This is a genomic window from Paenibacillus terrae HPL-003 (assembly GCF_000235585.1).
In the GTDB taxonomy this organism is placed as follows: domain Bacteria; phylum Bacillota; class Bacilli; order Paenibacillales; family Paenibacillaceae; genus Paenibacillus; species Paenibacillus terrae_B.
In genome coordinates, this window is record NC_016641.1 from 188,689 (window position 1) to 213,931 (window position 25,243).

General features: G+C 46.9%; 25 protein-coding genes. 10 read left to right on the forward strand and 15 right to left on the reverse strand.

The genetic code is table 11. From position 1 onward, the window contains the following. Nucleotides 1-2 precede the first annotated feature (2 nt). Together HPL003_RS00910 and HPL003_RS00915 are read right to left on the reverse strand one after the other, a co-directional pair. Nucleotides 3-725: an ABC transporter permease gene (locus tag HPL003_RS00910; protein WP_014277747.1), complete on the reverse strand. Its 723-nt coding sequence runs from the start codon at nt 723-725 to the stop codon at nt 3-5. After that, the gene (locus tag HPL003_RS00915) at nt 722-1,765 is read right to left on the reverse strand and encodes an ABC transporter ATP-binding protein (protein ID WP_014277748.1); all 1,044 of its coding nucleotides are present in this window, start codon (nt 1,763-1,765) and stop codon (nt 722-724) included. Before HPL003_RS00915 ends, HPL003_RS00910 begins: the two co-directional genes overlap by 4 nt. Nucleotides 1,766-2,325: 560 nt before the next feature. Here HPL003_RS00915 and HPL003_RS00920 point away from each other — a divergent pair. Next, the gene (locus HPL003_RS00920; RefSeq protein ID WP_014277749.1) at nt 2,326-3,351 is read left to right on the forward strand and encodes a glycosyltransferase family 4 protein; all 1,026 of its coding nucleotides are present in this window, start codon (nt 2,326-2,328) and stop codon (nt 3,349-3,351) included. A 104-nt stretch (nt 3,352-3,455) separates the two neighbouring features. Here HPL003_RS00920 and HPL003_RS00925 read toward each other — a convergent pair whose 3' ends face one another. Next, nucleotides 3,456-5,309 (reverse strand): beta-glucoside-specific PTS transporter subunit IIABC, encoded by a 1,854-nt coding sequence (locus HPL003_RS00925; RefSeq protein ID WP_081473777.1) that lies wholly within the window; start codon nt 5,307-5,309, stop codon nt 3,456-3,458. Nucleotides 5,310-5,347: 38 nt separating this feature from the next. Beyond that, on the reverse strand, nt 5,348-6,619 hold the full coding sequence (locus HPL003_RS00930) for a glycoside hydrolase family 140 protein (protein WP_014277751.1): 1,272 nt from the start codon (nt 6,617-6,619) through the stop codon (nt 5,348-5,350). Between the two features lie 243 nt (nt 6,620-6,862). Here HPL003_RS00930 and HPL003_RS00935 point away from each other — a divergent pair, with 243 nt between their 5' ends. From HPL003_RS00935 to HPL003_RS00960, 6 genes are all read left to right on the forward strand, one after another. Next, on the forward strand, nt 6,863-7,903 hold the full coding sequence (locus HPL003_RS00935; RefSeq protein ID WP_014277752.1) for a LacI family DNA-binding transcriptional regulator: 1,041 nt from the start codon (nt 6,863-6,865) through the stop codon (nt 7,901-7,903). A gap of 194 nt (nt 7,904-8,097) precedes the next feature. Beyond that, nucleotides 8,098-10,023: a BglG family transcription antiterminator gene (locus HPL003_RS00940; protein WP_014277753.1), complete on the forward strand. Its 1,926-nt coding sequence runs from the start codon at nt 8,098-8,100 to the stop codon at nt 10,021-10,023. A 204-nt stretch (nt 10,024-10,227) separates the two neighbouring features. Further along, a complete protein-coding gene (locus HPL003_RS00945; RefSeq protein ID WP_014277754.1) occupies nt 10,228-10,596 on the forward strand; it encodes a PTS lactose/cellobiose transporter subunit IIA in 369 nt (122 codons plus the stop codon). A gap of 18 nt (nt 10,597-10,614) precedes the next feature. Further along, nucleotides 10,615-11,910, forward strand: a complete 1,296-nt coding sequence (locus tag HPL003_RS00950; RefSeq protein ID WP_014277755.1) for a PTS sugar transporter subunit IIC — start codon at nt 10,615-10,617, stop codon at nt 11,908-11,910. A gap of 105 nt (nt 11,911-12,015) precedes the next feature. Continuing rightward, nucleotides 12,016-13,452, forward strand: a complete 1,437-nt coding sequence (locus HPL003_RS00955; RefSeq protein WP_014277756.1) for a glycoside hydrolase family 1 protein — start codon at nt 12,016-12,018, stop codon at nt 13,450-13,452. 29 nt (nt 13,453-13,481) lie between these two features. Beyond that, nucleotides 13,482-13,805 (forward strand): PTS sugar transporter subunit IIB, encoded by a 324-nt coding sequence (locus tag HPL003_RS00960; RefSeq protein ID WP_014277757.1) that lies wholly within the window; start codon nt 13,482-13,484, stop codon nt 13,803-13,805. A 223-nt stretch (nt 13,806-14,028) separates the two neighbouring features. Here HPL003_RS00960 and HPL003_RS00965 read toward each other — a convergent pair whose 3' ends face one another. The 3 genes from HPL003_RS00965 to HPL003_RS00975 all read right to left on the reverse strand — a co-directional run bounded on the left by HPL003_RS00965 (nt 14,029) and on the right by HPL003_RS00975 (nt 15,944). After that, the gene (locus HPL003_RS00965; RefSeq protein WP_014277758.1) at nt 14,029-14,958 is read right to left on the reverse strand and encodes an NAD-dependent epimerase/dehydratase family protein; all 930 of its coding nucleotides are present in this window, start codon (nt 14,956-14,958) and stop codon (nt 14,029-14,031) included. 123 nt (nt 14,959-15,081) lie between these two features. Beyond that, nucleotides 15,082-15,300 carry a hypothetical protein gene (locus HPL003_RS00970; RefSeq protein WP_014277759.1) on the reverse strand — a complete coding sequence of 73 codons (219 nt, stop codon included), beginning with the start codon at nt 15,298-15,300 and terminating at the stop codon, nt 15,082-15,084. After that, on the reverse strand, nt 15,297-15,944 hold the full coding sequence (locus HPL003_RS00975; protein ID WP_014277760.1) for a DUF1796 family putative cysteine peptidase: 648 nt from the start codon (nt 15,942-15,944) through the stop codon (nt 15,297-15,299). The genes HPL003_RS00970 and HPL003_RS00975 overlap by 4 nt, the downstream gene beginning before the upstream one ends. Nucleotides 15,945-16,146: 202 nt before the next feature. On the opposite strand from HPL003_RS00975, the gene HPL003_RS00980 reads away from it, so the two are divergent. Further along, the gene (locus HPL003_RS00980) at nt 16,147-16,494 is read left to right on the forward strand and encodes a hypothetical protein (protein ID WP_014277761.1); all 348 of its coding nucleotides are present in this window, start codon (nt 16,147-16,149) and stop codon (nt 16,492-16,494) included. A gap of 25 nt (nt 16,495-16,519) precedes the next feature. Further along, nucleotides 16,520-16,942, forward strand: a complete 423-nt coding sequence (locus tag HPL003_RS00985) for a hypothetical protein (RefSeq protein WP_014277762.1) — start codon at nt 16,520-16,522, stop codon at nt 16,940-16,942. 132 nt (nt 16,943-17,074) lie between these two features. On the opposite strand, the gene HPL003_RS29100 is transcribed toward HPL003_RS00985, so the two are convergent. Together HPL003_RS29100 and HPL003_RS00990 are read right to left on the reverse strand one after the other, a co-directional pair. After that, entirely contained in the window at nt 17,075-17,248 is a 174-nt protein-coding gene (locus tag HPL003_RS29100; RefSeq protein WP_014277763.1) for a hypothetical protein, read from the reverse strand. A gap of 21 nt (nt 17,249-17,269) precedes the next feature. Next, a complete protein-coding gene (locus HPL003_RS00990) occupies nt 17,270-18,490 on the reverse strand; it encodes a glycosyltransferase family 4 protein (protein WP_014277764.1) in 1,221 nt (406 codons plus the stop codon). Between the two features lie 421 nt (nt 18,491-18,911). On the opposite strand from HPL003_RS00990, the gene HPL003_RS00995 reads away from it, so the two are divergent. After that, the gene (locus tag HPL003_RS00995) at nt 18,912-19,298 is read left to right on the forward strand and encodes a hypothetical protein (protein WP_420795071.1); all 387 of its coding nucleotides are present in this window, start codon (nt 18,912-18,914) and stop codon (nt 19,296-19,298) included. On the opposite strand, the gene HPL003_RS01000 is transcribed toward HPL003_RS00995, so the two are convergent. Genes HPL003_RS01000 through wecB form a run of 6 tightly spaced genes read right to left on the reverse strand, consistent with a single transcriptional unit; the run spans nt 19,295 to nt 25,140 of the window. Further along, nucleotides 19,295-20,494, reverse strand: a complete 1,200-nt coding sequence (locus tag HPL003_RS01000; protein ID WP_014277766.1) for a glycosyltransferase family 2 protein — start codon at nt 20,492-20,494, stop codon at nt 19,295-19,297. The two genes, HPL003_RS00995 and HPL003_RS01000, sit on opposite strands and share 4 nt — an antisense overlap. 28 nt (nt 20,495-20,522) lie before the next feature. Further along, nucleotides 20,523-21,239, reverse strand: coding sequence for a glycosyltransferase (locus HPL003_RS01005; protein WP_014277767.1), 717 nt, complete (start codon nt 21,237-21,239; stop codon nt 20,523-20,525). Further along, entirely contained in the window at nt 21,236-22,258 is a 1,023-nt protein-coding gene (locus HPL003_RS01010) for an NAD-dependent epimerase/dehydratase family protein (protein ID WP_014277768.1), read from the reverse strand. The genes HPL003_RS01005 and HPL003_RS01010 overlap by 4 nt, the downstream gene beginning before the upstream one ends. Then, complete coding sequence (locus tag HPL003_RS01015; protein ID WP_014277769.1) at nt 22,216-23,073, reverse strand: dTDP-4-dehydrorhamnose reductase family protein; 858 nt, start codon at nt 23,071-23,073, stop codon at nt 22,216-22,218. Before HPL003_RS01015 ends, HPL003_RS01010 begins: the two co-directional genes overlap by 43 nt. Further along, nucleotides 23,070-24,056, reverse strand: coding sequence for a polysaccharide biosynthesis protein (locus HPL003_RS01020; RefSeq protein ID WP_014277770.1), 987 nt, complete (start codon nt 24,054-24,056; stop codon nt 23,070-23,072). The genes HPL003_RS01015 and HPL003_RS01020 overlap by 4 nt, the downstream gene beginning before the upstream one ends. Next, complete coding sequence (wecB, locus tag HPL003_RS01025) at nt 24,049-25,140, reverse strand: non-hydrolyzing UDP-N-acetylglucosamine 2-epimerase (RefSeq protein WP_014277771.1); 1,092 nt, start codon at nt 25,138-25,140, stop codon at nt 24,049-24,051. The genes HPL003_RS01020 and wecB overlap by 8 nt, the downstream gene beginning before the upstream one ends. Nucleotides 25,141-25,243: the final 103 nt, after the last annotated feature.

A 25,243-nucleotide genomic window follows, 5' to 3' on the forward strand; every position in this document is an offset into this window, starting at 1 on the left:
CATCACCTCCACCGTTTCCGTTCGACCACCTGGATGCTGAATAACAAAAAGAGCGCCGCCACCGTCACGTAATACAGCAGATCGGCTCCGTTCAGCAATCCTTTGGTGAAACTGTCAAACCGTGCGGTTAGTGAAAAAGGCTCCAGCCATTGCTGCAAGGCCGCAGATGCGCCCGTTTGGCCACCAAACGAATCCAGCATCCAAAACACGAGCAAAATAATAAAGCTGACGACCGCCGACATCATCTGATGCTGGGAAAGCGTCGAAGCGAACAGACCAATGGCCATCATGGCTGCGCCAAGCATAAACAGACCCATCGCGGACGTAAATACCAGTGTCCAGTCCAGCGCCCCGTAAAAGGACATCACGACCGGATATGCCAGGCTGCACAGCACCAAGATCAGCAACATGCCCAGTGACGCCAAAAATTTACCCACGATCATTTCCGTCACACTCACAGGCGAGGTAAGTAACAGCTCATCCGTACCCTGCCTGAATTCCTCCGCAACCAGCCTCATCGTGAGCAGTGGGACGACAAACACCAGCATGGACAGCGTGTCACCGAGTACCAGCCGATAATCCAAGATGCTAGGCTGATACATGACAAAATTCGTGTAAAAGAGCAACCCCGTCAGCAGCATGTACACCGCAAGCGCAAAATACGTTGTCGGCGTCCATAGATAGGCTTGAAGCTCTTTTTGACAGACCGCGAACAAACGCCTCATGGCCGTTCACCTCCTGTACTCTTGCTTTGCTCGACTTGTTCCACTGAATTCACTTGATCGGCGTGACCTGTTTTCGACTCGCGAGTCGTTAACTGCTGGAATATATTTTCCAAGCTGAGGCTTTCTTTCTTCAACTCTATAATCGGAAGCTTCGCACCAGACAGCACATAAAAAAGCTCCTCACGAAAATCCTCACTGGAGGCGCCTGTCAGTAACAGCCCGGTCAAATCTTGCTCCGTTGCAGTCAGCTTTGTGTCAGCTGGAGACAAGCCAGATGTTAATAGCTCCACCTCCACTTTTCCCCAGGCACGAAGAACGTCCAACACCTGCTCACGGCCGCCTTTTACCTCGACTTTTACCTTAAATCCGTCTTCCATCGAACCGCCGAGCGCATCAGGCCGTCCATCCAGTACCAATTCACCCTCATGAATGATAAGGACCCGATTGCATAAAGCGTCCACCTCAGGCAAAATATGCGTGCTGAGCAGCACCGTATGATTCTCTCCAATCTCCTGAATGAGCTGGCGAATCTCCAAAATCTGATTCGGGTCCAAACCTGATGTCGGTTCATCCAGTACCAGCAAATCCGGGTTATGAATAATCGCCCCCGCCAGTCCCAACCGTTGTTTATACCCTTTGGACAGACTGCGCACCAGTTGCTTTTCACGTCCGTTTAGCCCAAGCCGGGAAATCATCTCGGAAATGCGCAGCTTTTGCTCTCTCGCAGGCACATCTCGAATGCTCGCCACAAACTTTAAATAGGATCGAACGGACATATCTCCATACAGAGGGGGCGTCTCTGGCAAATAACCGATTTTGGAACGAGCCTGTCTGCCCTGACCCTGAATCGGTATGCCATCAATCGTAATCACTCCCTCATTTGGCTGGAGATACCCTGTAATCATGCGCATCGTCGTCGTTTTGCCCGCACCGTTCGGGCCCAGAAACCCGACAATCTCACCACGCTGCATTTCAAAATCCAGCTTATGTACGCCCCGGTTGCCCTCATACCACTTGCTCACCTGCTGCACCTTGAGCACACGCTTCACCCTTTCTTTTATCGTATTATAAAATCTTACTCCCCCTACTACCCCCACCAAAATGTTGCATGAGTGGCGGGTAGCAGCGGAGCGGAGATTTTGGGGCTGGAGAAGCGCCAGCGGTCGCCTTTGCCGGGGGATTCTTACCTCTATATGTCTTATTTAATCAACGAAGAATCCCACGGCAACAGCGATCGGAAGCCAAAAACCTTCGCGGAGCGGTCTCCCCCATCTCATGCTACACTTTTAAACTCTAATGTTAATCCCACACATATAACTCCAGCTTAAGGTCACTTAAATATAAGCTTAAAATAATATGTCTAAAATGTGAACGAATGTGCTTTTACACTCGTTAACTTGTACGGTTCGCTCTAACATTCATTTGAATCCTCGCATCAGCCAAAATTTTATGCTGATTCCATCTAGGCTTCCATAGATACCCACACCCTGTCCTTTTGCTGGAATACCTTGGTATATAAGAAGCTTTCGATTGGCTGAAGGGGGTTATTGAGATCAAAATTTTATTTACCTTTTATATACCCAGCGGCGGCGTGGAAACCTTGAACCGCCAACGCTGTAAGGTGCTCAGCCAGGATGGGATTGAATGCCATCTTCTCTACTATCAGCAGGGTGCGGGGATGCAAAATTTGCATGGAGATATTCCCGTGTTTATGACTTCCTCCGAGGGAGATATTCGCAGTCTGATACACACGCACCGTTACGATGCCATCGTCGTCGCGTCGGATTACCAGATGCTCGCAAAACTGCGCATGTTGGGCTATCAGGGTGTGCTAATCTATGAATCACAGGGCTTCGGTCCGCACGTGGAGGCTGCATTGGTAGTAAGCGAAGCCGTACCGTTTCTTCAAAGATACGCCAATGCAGTACTGCTACCCACCACTACACATCTGGTCGAACTATTTTCCAACATGTGTCCGTGGCTTAAGCGTTACGTGTTTCCAAATGTACTGGATACCAGTGTATTTAATTATGTACCTAACACTCCTCCGACCAATCCGGTCATTGCATGGGTTGGGCGACTGGAGCCGAACAAAAACTGGAGGCATTTTCTCGATATCTCTTACTGGATGCTGCAAAACCGCCCGGATCTTCGCATCTGGATGTTCTATGATGATACCCTTTCGCAGCCAGAGGATAAGGTACAATTCGAGAACATGGTTACACAGCTTGGCATGTCCTCCATTGTCGAACGTTTCAACAACGTGCCACATGCTACAATGCCTCTGTATTACTCCATGATTGGCGATTCGGGAGGGTATCTATTGTCTACTTCGCTGGTAGAGGGATTTGGATACGCCGTAGCTGAGGCCATGGCTTGCCGCTGTCCCGTGCTCAGCTCTGATTCTGACGGGGTGCGAGCCTTCATCGATCACAACGTAACGGGTAAATTTTATGCGCAAGGAGATATCTTGCAGGCGGTATTGGAGGGACTGGATCTGATGAAGAACGTGTCCCACCGTGAATCCATTCGCCAGAAGGGGCTGACAAGGATTGTCGACCTGTTAGCACCGGATAAATATGTGCAATCCTTCCGGCAAATGATGAATGCGCTGGGCGTGGGGTAAGCTATTATTTCCCAAAAAAATAGCTGACGACAATCGGTGTTTTCTATCACACCGGTCATCGTCAGCTCAACTACTTTTCTTTTTTATTACTGTATATTTGAAAACTATCTAATCTTTAATAATTGATCTCCGGTATGAATATCCGTTGTATCTTCCACTATGATATCTGTGTACACGGCTGTATTGGTTACAATGACGGATGTGGTGATATCGTATCCCTCATCTGTTATAGCCTGGTGATCAAATTCAACCAGCCTGTCCCCTTTTTGAATCGTATCTCCTTCAGACACAAAAGAAGTGAAATGTTTTCCTTTCAGGCTCACTGTGTTAATTCCGATGTGAATGAGCAGTTCAACGCCATCCTCAGAAATAAGCCCAATGGCATGCTTAGTTTTGAAAACGGTAACAACCGTTCCGTTAAACGGCGCATAGGCCACCCCTTCTTTTGGAATAACAGCCGCTCCCTGACCCATCGAACCACTGGAGAAAGCCTCATCATTAACAGCGGTTAAAGGGATCAATTCACCGTTTAGAGGACTGAATACCACTTTTTCCTCCGCTTTGCTTTCATCTGCAACCTTAATCTCAGGCGCAGGTTTAGCATTTTTATAGCCGAAAAAATAAGTCAGGATAAATGCGAGTACAAAAGCCACAACCAAAGATATGATAAAGCCCGTGAACCCTGCATCTATACCTTTTGGATTAATGAACAGAGGAATACCGAAAACGCCGCCTGAGGCAAAACCGTATGCCGTTGATCCCAGTAAACCTGCTGCGGCTCCCCCTATACCTGCGGCAATGGAAGCCAAAATAAATGGTTTTTTGGCAGGCAGCGTAACCCCGTAAATAGCTGGTTCCGTAACTCCCATCAAACCCGCAATGGAAGCAGAAGTGGCAATCGGTTTTAATTTAGGGTCACGCGATTTCAAAGCAATGGCAAAGGCTGCACCGGTTTGCGCAAAAGTCGTGCAGAACAACATCCCGTTAATCGGATCAAACCCGTTCGTAACTACATTATTCAGGAGAATTGGAATGAACGCCCAATGTAGACCAAAGATAATAATGGCCTGCCAGAACCCAGCCAGAACGAGACCAGCTACAGCCGGACTTAACTGGTAAATCCACATAGAGCCTTTGGCTAATCCATCACTGACTATAGTTGATACCGGTCCGACAACCAGAAAAACAATCGGTGATATGATGGCCAAGGTCAGCAAAGGCACAATGAACATTTTAATGGAGGCAGGTGCATACTTACTTATCAATTTTTCGACCTTAGCTGCCAAAAATGCTCCAATAATGATAGGTATAACAGAAGAAGTATAATTAATCAGAACGACAGGTATGGTCAAAAAGGACAGCGCCGTTTTATCCGTAAAGGCGGCAGTCATGGTCGGATACACCAAGGCGGCCCCCAAAACAGCAGACAGGTACGGGTTGCCTCCAAATTTTTTACCTGCTGAAAATCCTAGAATAATCGGAAAGAAATAAAACATAGCGTCTGCTGTCGCATATAAAATTTTATATGTGCCCATCTGATCCGTCATCCAGCCCAGGGATGTGCATAAGGCCAACAGTCCCTTTAGAATCCCCACAGCAGCAAGCACACCAACAACGGGCATGAACACGCCTGAAATTACATCGACGAATCGGCTGAATAGACTTCCTTTCTTATCTTTCTTCCCCTCTTCATTCATCTGATCCCCATGCTTTATCCCCATTGTATCCAAAAGAGCTTCGTATACTTTAGGAACCTCATTCCCGATGACTACCTGAAATTGTCCTCCACTTTCTACGACGGTAATGACACCATCAATCTGCTTGATTTGCTCCTTATCAGGTAATTGATTATCCTTCAATTTAAACCTCAATCGGGTTACACAGTGAATTACACTGTTTACATTTTCGTTTCCTCCCACCGAACTCAACACGTCGCTAGCTGTTTTTTTGTAATCCAACATGTTCACTCCTTCTTGGATGCGCTTTCTATTTTCTTTTATTTTGTTCCGATGATCACAACGTCATTTTCAAAACCATGCATTTCCACGACGGATTGATTATCCTGAACGTACACCTCCGTTTGTGCAAATCGTTTCTCCGCTAAATCAATCGTTGTAAACTTGTAATCCTGCACATTTATGCTTAATCGCACCTTTGTGTTAACTGGAATATACAAAACTACGGTATTCTCGTTTCCGGCGGCTCTAATCTCTTCCGTCTTATTTAGAACAATATCCAGCGGCCTAATGCCAATAAGGTTATACATTTCAAACAGATATTTAATAAATGAATAATCCCATGCACCTTCAAAACGTAATGCCGTTCTCCAATCATAGGGACTATCAAAGCCTTCCCCTTCTACGATGCCGAATTTCTTCCCTTTTTTATGCCAGCTCCAAATTCCGTGCGCTCCGTATGTTACTCCTGCTCCCCCACCTGCAAGGAGACTCTGCCATGCTGCTTTTCTGGCATCCAATGCAGTATATCTGCCATACACATTACGACTATAACTGATCTGTTCATAGCATGGTTCCCCATTAATGACCGGCCGTATTTCCGATTTATGATAAAAATGTTGGGCAATCTCATGAGATACATATTGAAATTGTGAATTATGCCCGGATTGATACATATAAAATCCTAGACCATTGTGTTTTTCAAAAACTTCAGGAATTTCTTTCAATCTTCCTTGAATGTGGAGTGTAGTTAAACTTTCCGGGCTTACTTGTTGTACCATTTCCAGTGCCTTTAAATAGTAGGCGTTGGCACGTTCTGTCGGAAAATCGGTATCCCCGCTGATCAGAAAAATAGGATCAAATTGAGAAAAACGACTTGCTGCATACGTTACATAGCTTTCAATACATTCAAACGGCATTTTATTGTCCTTCTGGAACATATCAGCCCATGTATCCGGTACATAGTTACACCACAGAAGGACCAAAGCTGGAATAAATCCGCGCTCCACAGCCATCTTAATCATGACTTCTGCCCGATCAAAATAAGCTTCGTTTAATGTATGGTAGTCATAATCTCCATTCTCCATTAAAGCAAACGGGTGAAGATTCAAGTCCGATTCACTAGCATCCCATTGTCGGAGCATGTTAATTTGCAACACATTGAACCCCTGCATCTTCCTATAATCAAGGTAATCACTCCACTCCTCAATGGTTGCGTTGGTAAACGCGCTCCAAACCGTATCAGCTAAATAAAAAAAACTTTTTTTATCTTTTGTAAAGCTTCTTTGATCTTCAGCAATGTTTAATCTCAAACGATTCACCTTTCCTTCCTTACTGAATTCTTAATATTTTCTAATCACAACTAAACTAATGAACTAATTTTATATACTTTTCGTAAAATAAACTAAATTAAAGCGCTTTACATCTGAATATTAACATCAATAATCATAATTGGTCAACTTTTTTTTATTATAGTTTAGTTAGTTTTATAAACTAAACTTTCTTGTATAATAATGTTATAATTTATGTAGTTTAGTCCAATAGGAGGCTCCACATTGAAAATAGATGATATTGCAAGGCTTGCCGGTGTTTCGAAATCTGCTGTCTCTCTTGCTTTTAATAACAAGCCAGGAGTTAGCGAGGAAACGAAGCAGCATATTTTAAAAATCGCTGAAGAACATGAATATAGACCACGAACCATGAAGACAAGCAAGGAATTCTCTAAAAATTACAATGTGATTCGTTTTGTTGCCTGCAAAAATACAGACATCGTAACAGAGCATTATGACTCGCTTCCATTTTTCAATGAATTAATTCATCATATTACCAATCAGGTGAGAGAACATGGAAACACCCTTATTTTTTCGTCTTTTGATAGCCATAGCCTCAAAGAAGAATTATCTGCTTTGGAAAAAGATCAGCCCTCTTCAGGGATACTTCTGCTCGGCACCAATTTAACTTCCGAGGATATTTATTCTATACAATCCATTCATTCCAATATCGTTATTTTGGATACCTGCTTTGAACATGTTGATGCCAGTTTTGTATCCATTAATAACTATCTTGGCGGCTATCAGGCAGGTCAATATTTAATTCAGTTAGGACACAAGAAAATAGGATACGTACAATCCAGTACCAGAATTCTTAACTTTAAAAAACGAAAGGAAGGGTTTATGGCGGCTTTGGAAGAACACAATCTTTCCATAGAAAATGGGCTTACATTTGATATGAATCCCTTGCTTGTATTGTCACAGGATTCATTTAAAACAGCTATTCATGAGTTGGGTGAGCTGCCTTCGGCATTATTTTGCGAAAATGATTACATGGCGATCAGCGCCATTAAAACGTTTCAAGAAATGAACATTCGCGTGCCTGAACAAATTTCCGTTATGGGATTTGATAATATCCATGAGGCCAAGGTCATTAGCCCCGAACTCACAACCATTCATGTGAAAAAGGATATTTTGGCCCGAACTGCTGTAAAGTTACTTCTGGAGAGGCTTAACAACAATCAGGAGCATCATACTCAGGTTCTGGTGAATACAGAGGTTATTGAAAGAAGATCTTGTTTAGCCTCTCAGCCACCCTTAGCTTAACGATCTAAAAGAGTCTAAACTCTTCAGGAGCAGCATGATTCTAGAATAAAGCCGCCGAGCAGGCGGCCTTTTCTGGTTATTAGATTCCGCATTCATAAATCAATTGGTATATTCGGATTTTTCACTTTTACATAACCAATCTACTTTAACCGTTGTATACTGTTCATCAGAACAGCTATGGAAGGAGGCTCGTTTTGCGTATTTTTGATATTCTTCGTATATTGGTTGCAGAACAGATGGTCAACGGAGAACACTTGGCAAATGTATTGAAGGTATCCTCTCGAACCATACGAACGGATGTAAAGGAACTGGGTGCGCTGTTGTCGCAGCATGGAGCAACAATCAAACCCCTTAAAGGGACGGGCTACAAGTTAGAGATTCAGGACGAACAAGAATTTCATCATCTGCTGAAACAGTTAAAGGATTATGAACATAATGTGCCTTATCCATTAGCGAATTCTTCTGAAGCGAGAAATCGTTTTTTAATGAAAAAGCTACTGCTCACCAATGCATATATCAAGCTTGATGATTTAGCTGATATCCTGTATGTTAGTCGATCTACTTTACAGAATGACCTCAAAGAGCTGCGCAAGGTACTGGCAACTTACGGACTATCCCTGGAGAACAGACCGTATCATGGCATTCGAGTCAAAGGTAACGAAGCCAAGCTGCGTTATTGCATTTCCGACTATATATTCAGTAGAACAGATGAAATTGGCGAGCAGCAGATGTCCCACCCTCCTCTGATTTCTAACGAAGAGATGGACTTCATAAGAGAAGTGATTCTGGATCGTATTGAGTTCAATGATATTCAGTTGTCGGACATTGCCTTGAACAATCTGGTCATTCATATTGCCATAGCATGTAAGCGTATTCGTGAAGAAAGGTATGTTTCGTATTATCCTCAAGAGATGAAAAAAATTGAAGCGCAGAAAGAGTTTATGGTGGCGACTGAGATCGTATCTGCTTTGGAACAAAAAATGAAGCACTCCTTTCCACTTGTTGAGGTTGCGTACATTGCTGTGCACCTGCTGGGTGTAAGGACAGTCGTGAGTGCCCATTTGGATGAAGTGGAGATTAAAAAGATCATTGATAAGGATATCTACGAACTGACGATTGAAATACTAGACCAAATTGATCAACAGTTGAAAATGAACATTCACAACGACAAGGAATTACTGATTGCTTTTTGTCTTCACCTCAAGCCGGTCATTAACCGTTATCAATACGGAATGAATTTGCGTAATCCTATGCTGGATGAAATCAAAGCCAACTACCCGCTTGCCTTTGAAGCAGGTATCATTGCTGCGGAAGTCATCAAGCAGCGACTTCATATACACATCGAGGAAAATGAAATTGGGTATTTAGCCATTCATATCGGAGTCGCGATGGAAAGAAAGAAAATGGAGGACGCACCCAAAAGGTGCATAATCGTATGTGCTTCTGGCCTCGGCAGCGCAAAACTACTGTATTATAAGCTTCAATCGGTCTTCGGTTCCAGGTTGGATATCGTGGGGACCACTGAATTTTATAAGCTTAAACAAATGTCGTTGGATACACTGGACTTTGTCATTAGCACGATCCCCATTTCAGAACCGCTTTCTGTCCCCATGATACATGTAAATACATTTTTGGGCGGTTCCGATATCACCAAAATTGAACAAGCAATCTCAGAGGCAAGACTTCCTGCTGTGCAGTATGTACGAAAAAAATTGGTCTTTCTTCAGCAGAAGTTTGACAATAAACTCCAAGTGCTTGAATTTATAGCCCAAAAAATACACGAAGTCGATCTTGTGAAAGGCCCCTTGCTGGAATCTGTGATAGAGCGTGAAGCCGTTTCCCCCACTTCATTTGGCAACTTTGTCGCGATTCCGCATCCGATGGAACCTTTCGCTGATTCCACGTTTTGGGCCATCTGTACATTGCAAAAAGCTATTGATTGGGATGGCAAGCCGGTACAGTTTATTTGTATGCTCTGCATACAGCGCACCAAATCAGAAGACTTACAGAGTATGTATCATATTTTGCTTGAAATTTTAAATAATGAAAAGCTCGTCCAGCAGCTTATCCGCTGCAAAACGTACATGGAATTCGTAGAAGTGTTGCATAAAAATAGTTGAACATAGAAGTATGTAAAGACAGGAGAAATCTGAAGCCTACATGGCCAGGGTCTCTCCCTTTTTATGTTTAGTGATGGAGATATCATTTAAAAGAGACCGATTTATTTCCGTTACGAAGAGGAAATAATGTGCGTTATGTTGAAAGCGATTCCAAATTATAATAAGCATACGGCAGAAGGCATCTTTTGAAGGGAGATAAGAAACATGAATAATGATGAAACGACAGAGCACAACATGAGTATGGAGGACATGGATGATACAGAAATTGTATTCCAAATTATATTATACGCTGGGAATGCACGCAGCTCGGCCATGGAGGCGATTGAGCTTGCAAAGGCGGGAAAGTTTCAGGAGGCCAAAGAAGAATTAGCCTTAGCTAAAAAAGAACTGGTGTCCTCCCACAAAATTCAAACCAGAATCATCAATAAAGAAGCAGCGGGTGAAAAAACAGAGATGTCGGTCATGATGGTACATGCTCAAGATCATTTGATGAATGCTATCACCATTCGAGATATGGCCTCAGAGTTTGTAGACCTGTATGAACGTATCGACCAATTCGTACCCAAATCGTAGAGGGAGGGGCGCTATCCCATGGCTTTCAAAGACAAGCTAGTCGACGGCCTCACATCAGTGGCAAATGCAATCAACAATTTTAAATATATTATAGCGATCAAATCAGCCTTTATCACATTAATGCCTGTTATCATTGTCGGTGCCTTTGCTGTACTGATTTCCAACATGGTCATGGACCCGGTAAACGGTCTGGCCCATTTTAAGCCGTTCTCATTCCTGGCAGAGTACAAACCGATTTTCTCAGGTATTAACTATGCCAGCTTGAACATCCTTACCATCCTGGCTATTTTCATGATTGGTCTGGAGCTAGGAAAAATTAACGGGGAGAAAAACCTCTTTCCAGGATTACTCGCTGTAATCTGTTTTATATCTGTGACGCCGACCACGATTGAGTTGATGGTTAACGGGGAAATGCAGAAGGTAACAGATGTCATAGCCCGCCAGTTTACGGATACCAAAAGCTTGTTTTTAGGTATTTTCATAAGCATTCTATCCGTTGAGCTGTACAACAAACTGGGCAAGTCCGATAAGCTAAAAATTAAAATGCCCGAAAGTGTTCCCAGCAATGTGGCTGTTTCTTTTTCGGCACTCATTCCAACCATCATTACAGTGACTGTCTTCTCGATGCTTGGATTCTTCTTTCATAAGTTTACGGGTCTCTACCTGTATGATGCCGTCTATAATGTGGTGCAAAAACCTCTGGAGACCGTGGTGCAAGGACTGCCGGGGATACTGGTACTGATGCTGGTTGCGCAAATTTTCTGGGTGATCGGCATTCACGGGAACCAAATGGTGAAACCAATTCGTGAGCCCCTGCTGCTTGGAGCGATTACCGTCAACATGACTGCTTATGAGCAAGGACTGCCCATTCCGAACATTATTACGATGCCTTTCTGGGACGTATATATGAGTATCGGTGGTTCAGGGATTACGCTGGCCCTTTTGATTTGTATTATGATCGCTTCCAAGCGTGAGGATATGAAGGAAATTACCAAGCTTTCGTTTGGACCGGGCCTGTTTAATATTAACGAGCCTGTCATTTTCGGACTTCCAATTATGTTGAATCCATTGATGGCTATCCCTTTCATTATTACTCCGCTCATCACAGGAACGATTGGCTACTTTTCGACGTTGCTTGGATTTGCAGGCAAGGCCGTCGTCATGGTTCCATGGACTACTCCGCCTATTATTAATGCCTACCTGTCTACAGGTGGAAGCATTGGCGCCGTCGTAACTCAGATCATTTGTATTGTGGTAGCGATTATCATCTATTTTCCGTTCGTCAAAATTGCCAACAAGCGAACGGCTGAATAATGCGCTACTTATGGAAGTATATTTCCCGATTGAAAGCGCAGCCTTAATGGATTCAGGCAAGGAAAGCCCGGTAGGAATCTATAGAACGAAAAGGAGAGGCATGTAATGGCTAAACATACGATACAAATTCCGTCGAATTTCATCATGGGTGCTGCGGCTTCCGCCTGGCAAACAGAGGGCTGGAGCGGTAAAAAGGAAGGTCAGGACTCATTTCTCGACCAATGGTACAAAAATGACCGCTATGTCTGGCACAATGGATATGGACCTGCGGGTGCAACCGACTTCTATAATCGTTATGCTGAGGATATTGCGCTGATGAAGCAGATTGGCCTGACCCATTATCGTACTTCTATTAATTGGTCCCGTTTCTTAACGGATTATGAGAATGTTGTCGTGGATGAAACGTATGCGGATTATATGGGCCGGGTCATTGACGAGTTGATTGCCAGTGGGGTCGAACCAATGATTTGTCTGGAGCATTACGAGGTGCCCGCTTATTTGCTGGACAAATATGAGGGCTGGTCTTCCAAGCATGTAGTGGAACTGTTTGTGAAATATGCAGAAAAGGTTTTTGAACGATACGGAGATCGGGTAAAACACTGGTTTACATTTAATGAGCCCATTGTTGTACAGACTCGTGTCTATCTGGATGCCCTTCGCTATCCCTATGAACAAAATACGCGGAAGTGGATGCAATGGAATTATAACAAAACGCTGGCTACTGCGAAATGCGTACAACTTTTCAAAGCCAAAAACCATAATCAGAACGGAGCTAAAATAGGCGTTATTTTGAATCCTGAAGTAACCTATGCCCGATCAAGCGCCCCTCATGACCAGTACGCGGCACATGTGTATGATTTATTTTATAATCGAGTATTTCTGGACCCGCTTATTAAAGGCGAATACCCGCAAGAATTGTTCGATCTCATGAGCAAGCATGATATTACATTTGAAGCTACAACGGAAGAACTAACAGTGATTAAGGAACATACTGTTGACTACGTCGGGATCAATCTCTATTATCCGCACCGGGTCAAAGCGCAGAGTAAAGCGTGGAATGAAAACATTCCCTTCCACCCCTCTTACTACTATGAGCATTTTGATCTTCCAGGTAAAAAAATGAACAAGTCACGGGGCTGGGAGATTTATCCCAAGATCATTTACGATATGGGAATGCGTATCAAGAATGAATATAACAATATCGAGTGGTTTGTCGCGGAAAATGGTATGGGCATTGAGAATGAGGTTGTCTTCAAAAATGAGGAGCACATCATTCAGGACGACTATCGCATTGACTTTATAACTGAGCATTTATACTATACGCTACAAGCTGTAGAAGCGGGCTCCAACTGTACAGGTTATATGCTGTGGGCCTTTACAGACAACGTTTCTCCCATGAATGCTTTTAAAAATCGCTATGGACTGGTGGAGATTAACCTGGAGAATGATCGAAGTCGGCATTTGAAGAAGTCCGGTTACTGGTACCAATCTGCCATCAAAGAACGCTCGTTTGTTGCTGATCTGGATGAAGAGTATAAATAATTAAAATCAATTTCTGGAGGCGTTCCAATATGAAAAAAATTATTCTGGCATGCTCTGCGGGTATGTCCACGTCCATTCTGGTTTCCAAGATGAAAAAAGAAGCAGCAGCAAGATCCATAGAGCTTAACATCGAAGCCATCCCCGAAAGTACCATTAAGGAAGAGCTGGAAGGCATTAAAGATTCTGTAATTGCTATTTTGCTTGGTCCTCAAGTACGGATGCGTAAAAAGCCGGTTGCCGAAATTGCAGCTCCCTATGGCATCCCGGTGGATGTCATTGATACGATTGCTTACGGTAGAGCAAACGGTGCCGCCGTGCTGGATCAAGCCTTGAAGCTGGCTGGCGAATTATAATGAACATGTAGACATTTTTCGACGAATAGCAAAAGGCGGCAGTCTCCCATCAGGAGGCTGCCGCCTTTTTTATCCTTTTTTAGTTAAATCGTCCCATATCAACAATAGCGGATTTCATATTGCGCCGCAGGAATCACTTCATCCAGATAAGCTTCTTAAATTCCCTTTATACACAAAGAAAAGAGGCTGCCCCCAGCCCCTTCCTGAATCGCACGCTCTCCCGCTACATGCCTTCATTGCCTGAGCCAATACTGCTCACATACGTCTCCTTCAATCCAGCAGAGATGCCATATAGCGGCTCCCATCGAAGCCAATGTCTCGCGACTGCGTTGCTAAGACAGCTATGGTGAATGTCTCCCGCCCGGGTAGCTGAATACACGGGGCGAACGGACGAACCGTGCAGCTTTAGCAAATCGTAGGCCAGCCGATTGATGGACGTGGTTCGTCCCGTACTCACATGTACCGTACGTTGATCCGCTGCACGTATAGCCGCCATATTGGCTCTGACTACATCCTTGACGTACACAAAATCGCGGGTTTGTGTTCCGTCGCCGTGAATGAGCAAGGGGCTTCCTTTTTTCAGCCGATCCATAAAAAGAGCAACTACACCGCCCTCTCCCTTCGCCGCCTGACCGGGACCATACACATTGCCGTAACGCAAAATCGTGTAATTCATGCCATTTAACCGATGAAAAAGCCGGATATACGATTCTGCGGTCAGCTTGGAAAGCCCGTAGCCCGAAATCGGCTCCACGGGATCGTCTTCCTGAATACATTGCTTTTGCAGTTCACCGTATACGCCGGATGTGGACGCAAATATCAGCTTGGATACACCGACTTCATGACAAGCCTGCAACAGACGAATCGTCCCCATCACATTCACATCTGCGTCCTCGTCTGGTCGATGGATGGATTGCTGGACATCGGCCTGTGCCGCCAAGTGAAACACAATATCCGGGCTTTCCCGAATGAGCAGCGTCCGGGTCTCGGAGCTGCGGATATCCGCCATATGCATGACCGCGCGCGGGTCCACATTTGCGACATTCCCGGTCGTCAGATTATCCAGCACATGCACTTTCATGCCCGAATCGGCGAGCGCACGCACCAGATGAGAGCCGATAAATCCGGCTCCCCCGGTGACCAAAGCCTTCACTAGCGTACCCTCCTTTTGAACCGAAGCAAGTTTTCTTCCCTTCCCATCATATTATGCGGCGCTCAACAGCTTGGCGCAGGCACAAGCACAGACACCAAAGACAATCTAAGACGTTCCAGATGCTCAGATGTGCAGCCTGACGTTTTCCAGCATATAGCGCCACATCTCATCCTGTCCGCTCCAAATATCCTCTGGCGGCAGCGACACTGAAACCAGCAGCAAACGGGACGCAAGCGCAGATTTCTCCAATAGACGTGCGATTCGGCGATCAAGCGTCGTTTTGAATGCAGGATAGGAAATCAGTTGCTCCGATGTATTCAGGCTAACCCTGCAATCGCTCAAGCACGCCGTACTCCCCTTTCCGAAGATAGGGACATTCCCTGAAAAAGCGTACGCCAGTGCGGATCACTTTTATAATTCCATACATCGGCAAAAGACATTTCCACCGCGCATACATTTGGAAGCTGCCAGTCGACCTCAGTCAGTTCTGTTACATCGGAACAGTTCACAATGAGCAGTCGAAATTCATGCGCCACCATGTCGGACAAGATACGCTCCAGTTCCTCCACCTCTTCATAGGTTCCCAGCATACGGACGAACAAGCTGCGCTTCGCCATCTGCATTTTTGCAAAAAAACGCTCGATACGGCGGTCTATCTTCTCCCTGAACTCTGGATAAGTCGCCAAATCTGCGGACGTATTGCGTTCCTGCGGGAAATCATGTACTGAGATCACGTTATAAGTAATATCTCTGACCATATAGTTCAGTTGGCTCGTACCAACGACACTTAAATTAGGTAAATCCATAAACCCGGCAAACCGGTTTTCAAGCAAGCGGTTCACATCGGACAGCGTATCAGACATCATCCAGTCCAGCACCCCGGCAAATGGCCGCAGGCGGTTCTTTTCCAATTGAATGGAAGGCGTGCAGTTTTGCCCCAGACTGAAGACCGCATCATATTCCCCTGCCAGCTGTGCAAGTCTCATAGCCGTTCCTCCTTTTTTAACGCAATCCGTTCCTCAGACCGCAGGTTGTTCCACTTTACATTACATGCACAGCTCTGCTAAAAGGGTTGGACCTCGGCGCGTATTTTGTCAAAAAAGGCGTACAACTATCCAGTCCAGACACGGCCATTTTTCATATGATATAAGGCTGGTAACCTAACGGAATTCAAGGAGGCTTCATCATATGTCCGTGTTTCTTTTATCTGCTGATCATCACCTCGCTTATCACAGCGCGAGTATACAGGGCTGCCATGTGACCCTGTTCAATCGTGAAAAGAGACCTGTCGATGTAATGTTGGAAATAGGAAATGATAGCGGCGTTTTCCGACGTCAGCTACTTAGCCTGAGCACTTCTCCCCAAGCCGGGTCTGTCGTACAGCTCAAGGACATGGAAACAGCCCAAAATCCTTTTTACCTGCGGGTGGTCACAAATATATGCAATCCAGAAACGTTTTTTATTTTGGCTGAATTTGTAGAGGACGGGAACGTGGTCGCTATGCGTACAGCCAGTCATTTTACCGTGACGCCCTAATACACGGACAGGAGAGGAAGAAAGTATGCTAAAATATTCGGTACAAAACAAAGCCGAAGCAGGCACACATGCGCTGCCTTTTCAGGTCACGGAACAGGAGAGCGTGCTATCTACGTTGATCATTCCTGTGAGTGAGTCTGAAGGACGTATTGTCATTGAAGCCTCTTTGGCATGGGAAAACCCACTGCTCAACTGGGATATCGGAGAGCTGGATATCCGGCTGCGTCGCAACGACGGGCAGGGTCCCGTGCTGGACTGGTTGCAGGATTCCTGCTATCAGGAGGGTTTTGCCGAGCTAAGGTATGAGGAAACTGTGGAACAGACAGCGTCATATGTATATTGCCTGACCGTGCAATCGGCTGACCGTCGGGCCGTTGTCACCGGTCCACTCGTGATCCAAGGCTCGGTCTACGAAGATTCAGTGGATGAAAACCTGGACGAAACATGATCTGTAATCGCCCAAAAGGCAGGCTGGGAATCACGCTCCGGCCTGCCTTTTAGACTTGCTTCAAATATAATGAAACAGTCGAATATTTATATGCATTACGGACGTTCCGGTTCAGAATGACGACCGTCACTCTCATCGCGTAGCTTGTTTCAGACGTTCCAGTATGTCCGCGTCCGGTAGCTTATAATGTTCTGGTAAAGAGGTGTTAATCCGATTCCATATTTCATAATCCACCTCCAGATCCGGGTGCGATTGCTCGATTTCAAAAATACGGTTGTACAAGTCTCCAACTACTGGAAAAGTCATGATCCCCCTCCTCCTATCGAATCAATGTACTTGCTTGAGCGCTTGCGCGTAAATATTCACGAGTCGTGCAATCATGACATCCAGAGACCATTGCGTGGTTCCCCATACTTTGGCTCGGTTCCCCATAGCAATACGCACATCATCCTGAGCCAGTAAATGTTGCAAATGAACTGCTAGCACCTCCACATCGCCAACCGGGGAGACCAGCCCAGTATGTTCATGCTCCACCATTTCCGGGAGCCCACCTGCGTCCGATACCACTGCCGGAAGCCCCAAAACCTGCGCCTCCATAACCGAAAATGGCTGATTATCTTGTATACTCGGATGAACAAAAATATCCGCCAGTTGCAGGAGGGCAGGCACATCCTCACGATGCCCGAGAAAAACCACCTCTTCCCTCAGCCCCAACTCCTCAGCCTGTGTTTGAAGTTCTTCCCTTTTGTCTCCCTCTCCGACAATCCAGCATACCCAATCTGTGCACCGATCTTTCAGCAAACCAAGAGCACTCATTAAGTAGTGCAGCCCTTTGATATATACCAGCCGTGATGGACAAATTATGACCTTTTTCCCCGCGGGTCGTATCATGTCCGTTCCCTTCGCATGGACTTCCCAGAAGCGTTCGGTATCCAAGCCATATTGGAAGGTGGCAATCTGTTGCTCAGGCACTTCAAAATCACGAACGAGCGTCTGTTTCATCCACTCCGTAGACGTAATTGTAATATTAGCGGATATAGCGCCATAGTGCTCCAGCGCCCAATAATATTTCCACATCAACGACTCGCGATAGCCCTCTTCCTGCTCTAGTTCCATCGCCATCATGACTTCGCGGGCCAGCGAGCCGTGAATATTGGCCACGAGTGCGCTATCCTTACGTTTGACCCGGCTTAGGGCACGTGTCGCAATGACATCCTGTGTATGAATGACATCGTATTGTTCAACTCCAAAATACGCCGCCGCCAGTTCCATGCAGTATCGGTCTTTTTCCACCGTCTGCACCCAGGAGTCCTGATGTAATACAGGTACAGCCGTCTCATTCAACTTCGTGTTCAGCATGGGCAACAACTGCTCCTTCAGCAGCTCCCTATTCTCAAAAACAATATGGTATTTGGGTATATCCGGTCCGTTGCCCATCAAATCCACGGTGTGACCCAGCAGTTCCAGCCGTCGTTTAATTTGCAGCATAAACGGCCACACACCTCCCAAATGAGGGATCGGCCAGTAGGTAGCCAACAAAATTTTCACAACAGCCTCACCTCCCCCTGTCTCGTACGCTAAGCTACATTCCGTTACTTCCGTAAATTTGCTGAGAGCCCGATAGTGCATCTATCCATACCGCAAAGAAACCGTTATTTGGTGACAACCGAAACTGGGCTATTCCCGTTAGGATTATAGGAACTATTGGTTACCCTGCTGTTCGTAAAGGTTTGCCCTCCATCCGCAGATTCAGCCACCACAATATTGGAACCTATCCAATTGACAGCTTCACTAGGCTCAAATTTAGGCAAGCCACCTGAGCTGGATGTAACCTAAAAATGGGCTCACTAAAAGCACTCTGTTAAATTTTATGCGCAGACTCCTGACAAGCATACAAGCTTTCCATTCAGTAGATTCATAGTATGGGAGCATCCCAATAGGGACGATCCAATATTCTGTTTTCGAGAGGATGATTGTTTTGGCTTTTACAACCGGTTATATGACGAACACCAGAGATTTTGGCACCGCCTGTTCCAATATCGTTGTGAATGTGGTCAATGAGGATACAGTAAATCCAGCAACCGTAACGGTACAAGTTTTCTTTTCGCTCGTGCCAGATACCAAGATACCGTTGTATGTGTCAGCGATTAGCGTACCTGCAAACTCCATTGCCCGACGTACCTTTTTTGTACAAGGCGTACTTGCCTATGAGGTACAATATGATGTGGTCGCTACTGTTCCAGCCAATGTCGTTCTTTCCAACTTTGGATTGGACCAGTTCGGCAATGTTGTACAGGAGCATCGTGTCCTTCAGTCAGAATTGACCACGATTGCCGCGCTGTCCCCTGTTAGTTAAAAGCGACCCTGTTCCAGCGCCTGATGCAGCCTATGGGTGTAATAAACGTAATTCCATTCCGGCGGTACAGCGATGACTTCCCGTCCGCTGCCTATGGTGGAATGATCATCTGTGTAATAGGAAAAGGCATGGGTATCCCGCAGGGAACGCAGTAAATCGGTCAGGTACAGCAGATCTGTCACGGCGATATAAGGTTTGACACCGTAGCATACAACAAAGTGAGTCACCGTTTCCCCAATCGCCTGAACCAATGCTTCCTCGACGGAATAATGTGGTCTCGGCGTTATGATTAGCCGAGGATCGAGCATCATCGGCAGGAAGGAAGAGGCGCCCTGTTCAGGCGTAAGATCCAGCAACCGCACCAAGCAATTGCTGTAATGCTGCTCCAGCAATTGATCCAGCAACGGCTCAGCCTGAGTCATATCCGTGACGGGCATCAAAATGGTCATTTCAAGCGGGATACCCCGGCGCGCTCTCGCCTCATGCTTGGCAACCTGAAATGCGTGCCGCCAGCGTCGATGCTCCTTCTGGCTGTGCAAGCTGGCCGATACACTAAAAGCAGAATTCACCCGGTAATCCATAAGGACCTCCGGGATGAATTTCATACTGCACGTCTCGGTCAGTCGCAGCCAGTAGTCATAATCCTCCACGGGTTGCAACCGATAGCCGCCGATCTGACGGGCATATTGGCTTTTGTACATAAATGAAACCCCGACGATGCTGGCATTGAGCAATTCCTCATGCGGCTGGCTCTGATACCGGATCAGCGCTTGTTGATGTTGCTCGTCATACAACGGGCTTCCTGAACCATCAATCTGGCGGAAAGTGGAGAACACAAGGCCGAGCGAATCCGGCCCCTGCATCAGCTCCTGTCTCAATCGTTCAATAAAGGATGAATTATAAACATTGTCACTGGATACCCAGGTTATATATGTGATCGCAGGATCTTTCAACAACTCATCGAACCCCCTATTGAGGGCATGGGATACTCCTTTGTTCTCGGGAAGTGTAATCAACTGAACGCGCGGGTCCCCCCCTACTGCATAGAGCGCCGGTCCCACCATTTCCGGTGCTCCGTCAATAACGATGATGAAACGGAACGCTCCGTAGCTCTGAGCCAGTACGGACGAAATCGCGGCTTGTAGATAACCGAAATCCTGTTTGTACAGCGGCATCACAATACCTGTATCTACCATATCAATCCCCCCTGACAGACTTCCAGCTTTATGAGGATAAACCGTTCAACAGCTGATTGAAGCGATCTTTGTAACGTGCCTGGGTGATGTTGTATTCCTGTTCAACGGCAGGCCAATGCTTTTTTGTCCCCATTTCGTCATGCCAGCGATAGTTAACCAACGCTTCGTTCAGAAAAAGGAAAGGGTAGCCCGCCAACATGACTCGATACCACATATCCAGGTCATGGGTGTACGGCAGCAATTCATCGAACAGACCGATATGCGCAAACAATTCCTTTTTGAACATGACGGTGCACCCATTTACCGGGTTGCCTTGCTGAAAAAAATGGAAAAACTCCGGTATGGACGGAAATACGGCTGCCGCCTGCGGGTTCGTGATTTGGCTGTATTGATTGATAAGATTAAAATTGGTGTGAGAGATATATGCCCCCTGTTCCACCATAAAGGATACCTGATTGTTAATTTTGTCCTTGTGATAGATATCATCTGAGCTGAGCCACGCAATATATTCGCCGCTGGCATGACGGATGCCGTGATTCAGTGCGCTGGCTGTTCCGCCATTGGATTTGCCCAAATAATATATATATGGAAGATAGGGCTGAAGCATTTCAGTATGTGTCGTGGAACCGTCATCGACGACAATAATTTCAAGCGGACCATAGGTTTGCTCCAATGCGCTTTGCACAGCCTGATCCACGTATCCACAGTTATAAAATGGAATGACGATCGTTACACTCGGTCTCATATCGTTCCTTCCTTTCCGGCTCGGCGGTATCGAATCAAATCCTCCAGCGATTGCCCCAGCTGTATAATCGGCCTCCACCCCATGTCCTCCAGCTCCTTTGCCCGGTATGCATCTGTAGACGCTGGCTCTACCGTATCCCCCCATTGGAGGGCGACAGGTGTCTTTGCCAGTGCAACCATACGTTCCACGATGTCACCCAGTTCCACGATGCGACCTGTACAGACCGGGTAAACCTGCCCCGGCACACCTTGCTCCAGCAGCACACCGTATGCGCGAACGGCATCACGTACATCGAGAAAATCACGCCGCGCATGCCGGGAGGATACCCGGAACGGTGCAGTTGCAGGTAAAGCCTCAGGAGTTGATTCGCTTGCCAACTCCTTGTACGTGCGCTCCGTACGGATGATATGACCCGCCAGCAATGCGCAAAAGCCGGTGGAGGGACCTGGGCCAATCAGATTGCAAGGCTCCGCCAGCATGACGGATTGGCCAAACAACGCGCCCCAGGAGAGCGCGACTGCCTCTTGAAGGCTTTTGCTGAGACTGTACGGATGCGATGGATGATACGGGGCCTGCAAAGCTGCTTTCAGCCGGGAACCTGCCACGACAATCCGGGCTGTGGGGAAAGGGCGCAGCGCATCCAGCAGATACAACGTGGACAGCACATTCGATTCCATATAGAGCAGCGGGCTTTGCCATGATTCGGGCACCGAATTTTTTCCACCCAGATGAAGCACATAATCCGGTGCAATCTGGCCGATCACTTCGCGAAGACGCTCCTTGTCGAGCAAATCGCATACATAAGACGTGATGTAAAAGCTGGTGCCGGAATCTGCGCCGGCGTTCTCATCACCGTTAAACTGCAAGATCAGCTCCCGAGCGGAAGCAGCCGTGCGGGTCAGCGCCGCTACCTCCCAGCCGAGCTTTGCAAAATGGCGGCAGGCGTGTATCCCGGTATAGCCCGCCGCTCCAGTAATTACAATGACGGGCCGACGTTGTTCCGCTGTGCTTCTGTCCATTCCAGCAGCTCCTTCAGCATAATGCTGTAGTGAGGAACATCGTAGAGCAAATCGGCCCGGGTAGAACGAAGTGTCCGGTCTTGCACCGGCTCATCCTTCGGCACGATCCGAATGTCCTCCCTCTTCCAGATGTCCTTGAACAACAGCAATAGATCATACTTGCTGATCGGTTCAGGATGAACCAGATGAATGAGTCCATCCAGCGGCTCATTCATCAACACCCGTATAGCCTTAGCCAGCTCCAGTGTTGTAACCCCGTTCCAAAAGACGCGACGATATCCGTCAACGTCCCCACTCTGCTGCAAGAACCAGTTCAGCAGACCAATGCCCCCCGGCCGGATTTCCGGGCCGATAATGGAGGTGCGAATCGTCAGATGTCCCGGTGCCTTCACTTCTCCGAGTATTTTCGTCAATGCATAGGCGCTTGTCCCGTCAGGCTGATCCGTCTCTTCATATAGACCTGGCATCCGCTTTCCTTCAAATACGCAATCCGTGCTGATATGAATGAAACGGGCACCGATGCTATCCGCCGTCCGCTGGAGAAGGTGCGGCAGCAGACCGTTAATTTGATATGCTGTAACCTGATCCTTTCCGGCATACTGGTTCAGCACACCCACCGCATTAATAATGATGTCAGGCCGCACGCTCCGCACCAGCTGCTCCACCCTAAAACTGTCGTTCACATCCAGCAGCAGCCCCCCTTTATTCTTGGGATCACGCGTGGTGTAGAACACGTTATATCCGCCCTGCTTTTGAAAGTAATCGACCAGCACATGGCCTGCCATGCCGTTACCGCCCAAAATAAGAAGCTTCATTTAATGAACCCTCCACTCTGGAGAATCCTCCGTATCTCCTCTTTGGACATCAGATTGAACTCTGAGCTAAAGCTGCTGAACGACACTGGAGGGCATTGCTTATATCGATCCTTTAGTTGAGGAATATTCAGCGTTGGCAGAATGATTAAATATTGCTCGTCGTATACGACCGTCGTCAGACTCTCAAAGTCGCTCATTAAAATCTCATGAATTTTCTCGCCAGGACGGACACCTTTTTCCACGATTTCTACATTTTCCACGCCCGAATCCTCGATAAGCACCTCGGCCAGATCCAAAATGCGGCAGGTTGGCATGGTCATGATAAATATTTCCCCACCGATACTTTCCACCGAGGCTTTGAACAGAAGGCTGATCGCATCCCGCAAAGTCAGAAAAAAACGGGTCATGTTCATATCCGTGATCGAAACGGTACCCTTTTGGCGAATCTGGCTTTGAAAGAGATGCACCACGCTTCCGTTCGTGCCCAATACGTTACCGCCACGCACCGTCACAAATCGTGTATCGCTATTCAGCAGATTGGCGTAGACGATCAGCTTTTCACCAATCGCCTTGGTCATGCCATAAAAATTGGATGGATTCGCAGCCTTGTCAGTAGAGATATAAATGACTTTCTTGACCTGATTGATGACAGCGGCTTCGATCACATTTTGGGTGCCTACCACGTTCGTTTTTAGTGCTTCATAAGGCTGGTCTTCACATACAGGTACGTGTTTGAGGGCCGCCAAATGAAATACATAGTCCACACCCTGACAGGCGGTAACCAGTGCATCCTTATCCCGAATATCCCCGATGCAGAAGCTAAGTCGTTCATCCTCAAACTGCCTGTTCATTGCCACCTGACTCGATTCTCCGCGCGAAAAGATAATGACCTCTTTGGGGTTACGCGGCAGTAACTGGGTAACCAGCTCATGCCCCCAGGAGCCGGTACCGCCGGTAACCAAGATACGTTGGTTTTCAAACATGCCGTTTCCCTCCAAGCAGAAATTTGACTACCTTATCTGACACATCCTCCGCCAGATAACCTGCGGGACACTGCCACTTATGCTTCATCCCGGTCATTAAGGCTACCGCGTTCGCTATAACCTCTCCATCCAGCCCGGACACGATATTGCTGCCGCAATCTACGGTTTCCGGCCGTTCCGTCGTCCGGCGCATCGTGACCGTCGGCACACCCATGATGCAGCATTCCTCCTGTACGGTGCCGCTGTCCGTCAAAGCGCAGCGGGCATGCCGCTCTAGCAGTACGAAGTCAAAAAAACCGAGCGGCTCATGGAATTCCACCAGCGGATCAAGCTGGATCGGCGGATGGCTCGCGATACGAGCGGCGGTGCGGGGATGAATACTACAAATGACCCGCTGTCCGGACTGCTGTGCTACCCGATTCAGACCATCCAGAATAGCCAGCAAATGTGGCGGATGGTCGACATTTTCGGCTCTGTGGGCAGTTACTAGGAAATATTGCCCCTGCGACAGTCCCAACTTTTTCAAAATGTCACTGCCGGACACCTTTTTCTCGTAATGCTGCATCACTTCATAAATCGGGTTTCCGGTCAATATAATTCGTTGACTCGGAAAGCCTTCCCGTATTAGATGCTGCTTGCTTTGCTCCGTATACGGCATATTAATCGTAGAAATCGCGTCAATGACGCGGCGATTCTTCTCTTCCGGTACATCCAGATCGTAGCAGCGGTTACCCGCCTCCATATGCACGACCGGATAGCCCATACGTTCCGCAAGCAAGGCGCACAGGGCGCTGTTCGTATCACCGAGCAGCAGCACATGATCCGGGCGCTCCTTGTTTAAAATATCCTCCATCTGCGAGTACATGGCAGACAACTGTTTGCCCAGCGTTCCCGCCTTCTCCTGAAGCACATAATCCGGGGCACGCAGCCCCAGTTCACGGAAGAATTGCCCGCTCAGGCTTTCCGTGTAATTTTGGCCCGTATGCACAAGCACATGCTGATCCGCATAGCGATCCAGCTTTGGAATGATCAGGCTGAGCCGTATAATTTCCGGTCTTGTGCCGAGCACGGTCAATATTTTCATTGTGTTGGAACCCACCTTTGCTGTCGTTGTTTCATTAAACCGTGGAGTTCAATGAGTGAGATAGCCATCCAGCAAGCTGTCTGTACTCCAGCTAAACATTCAC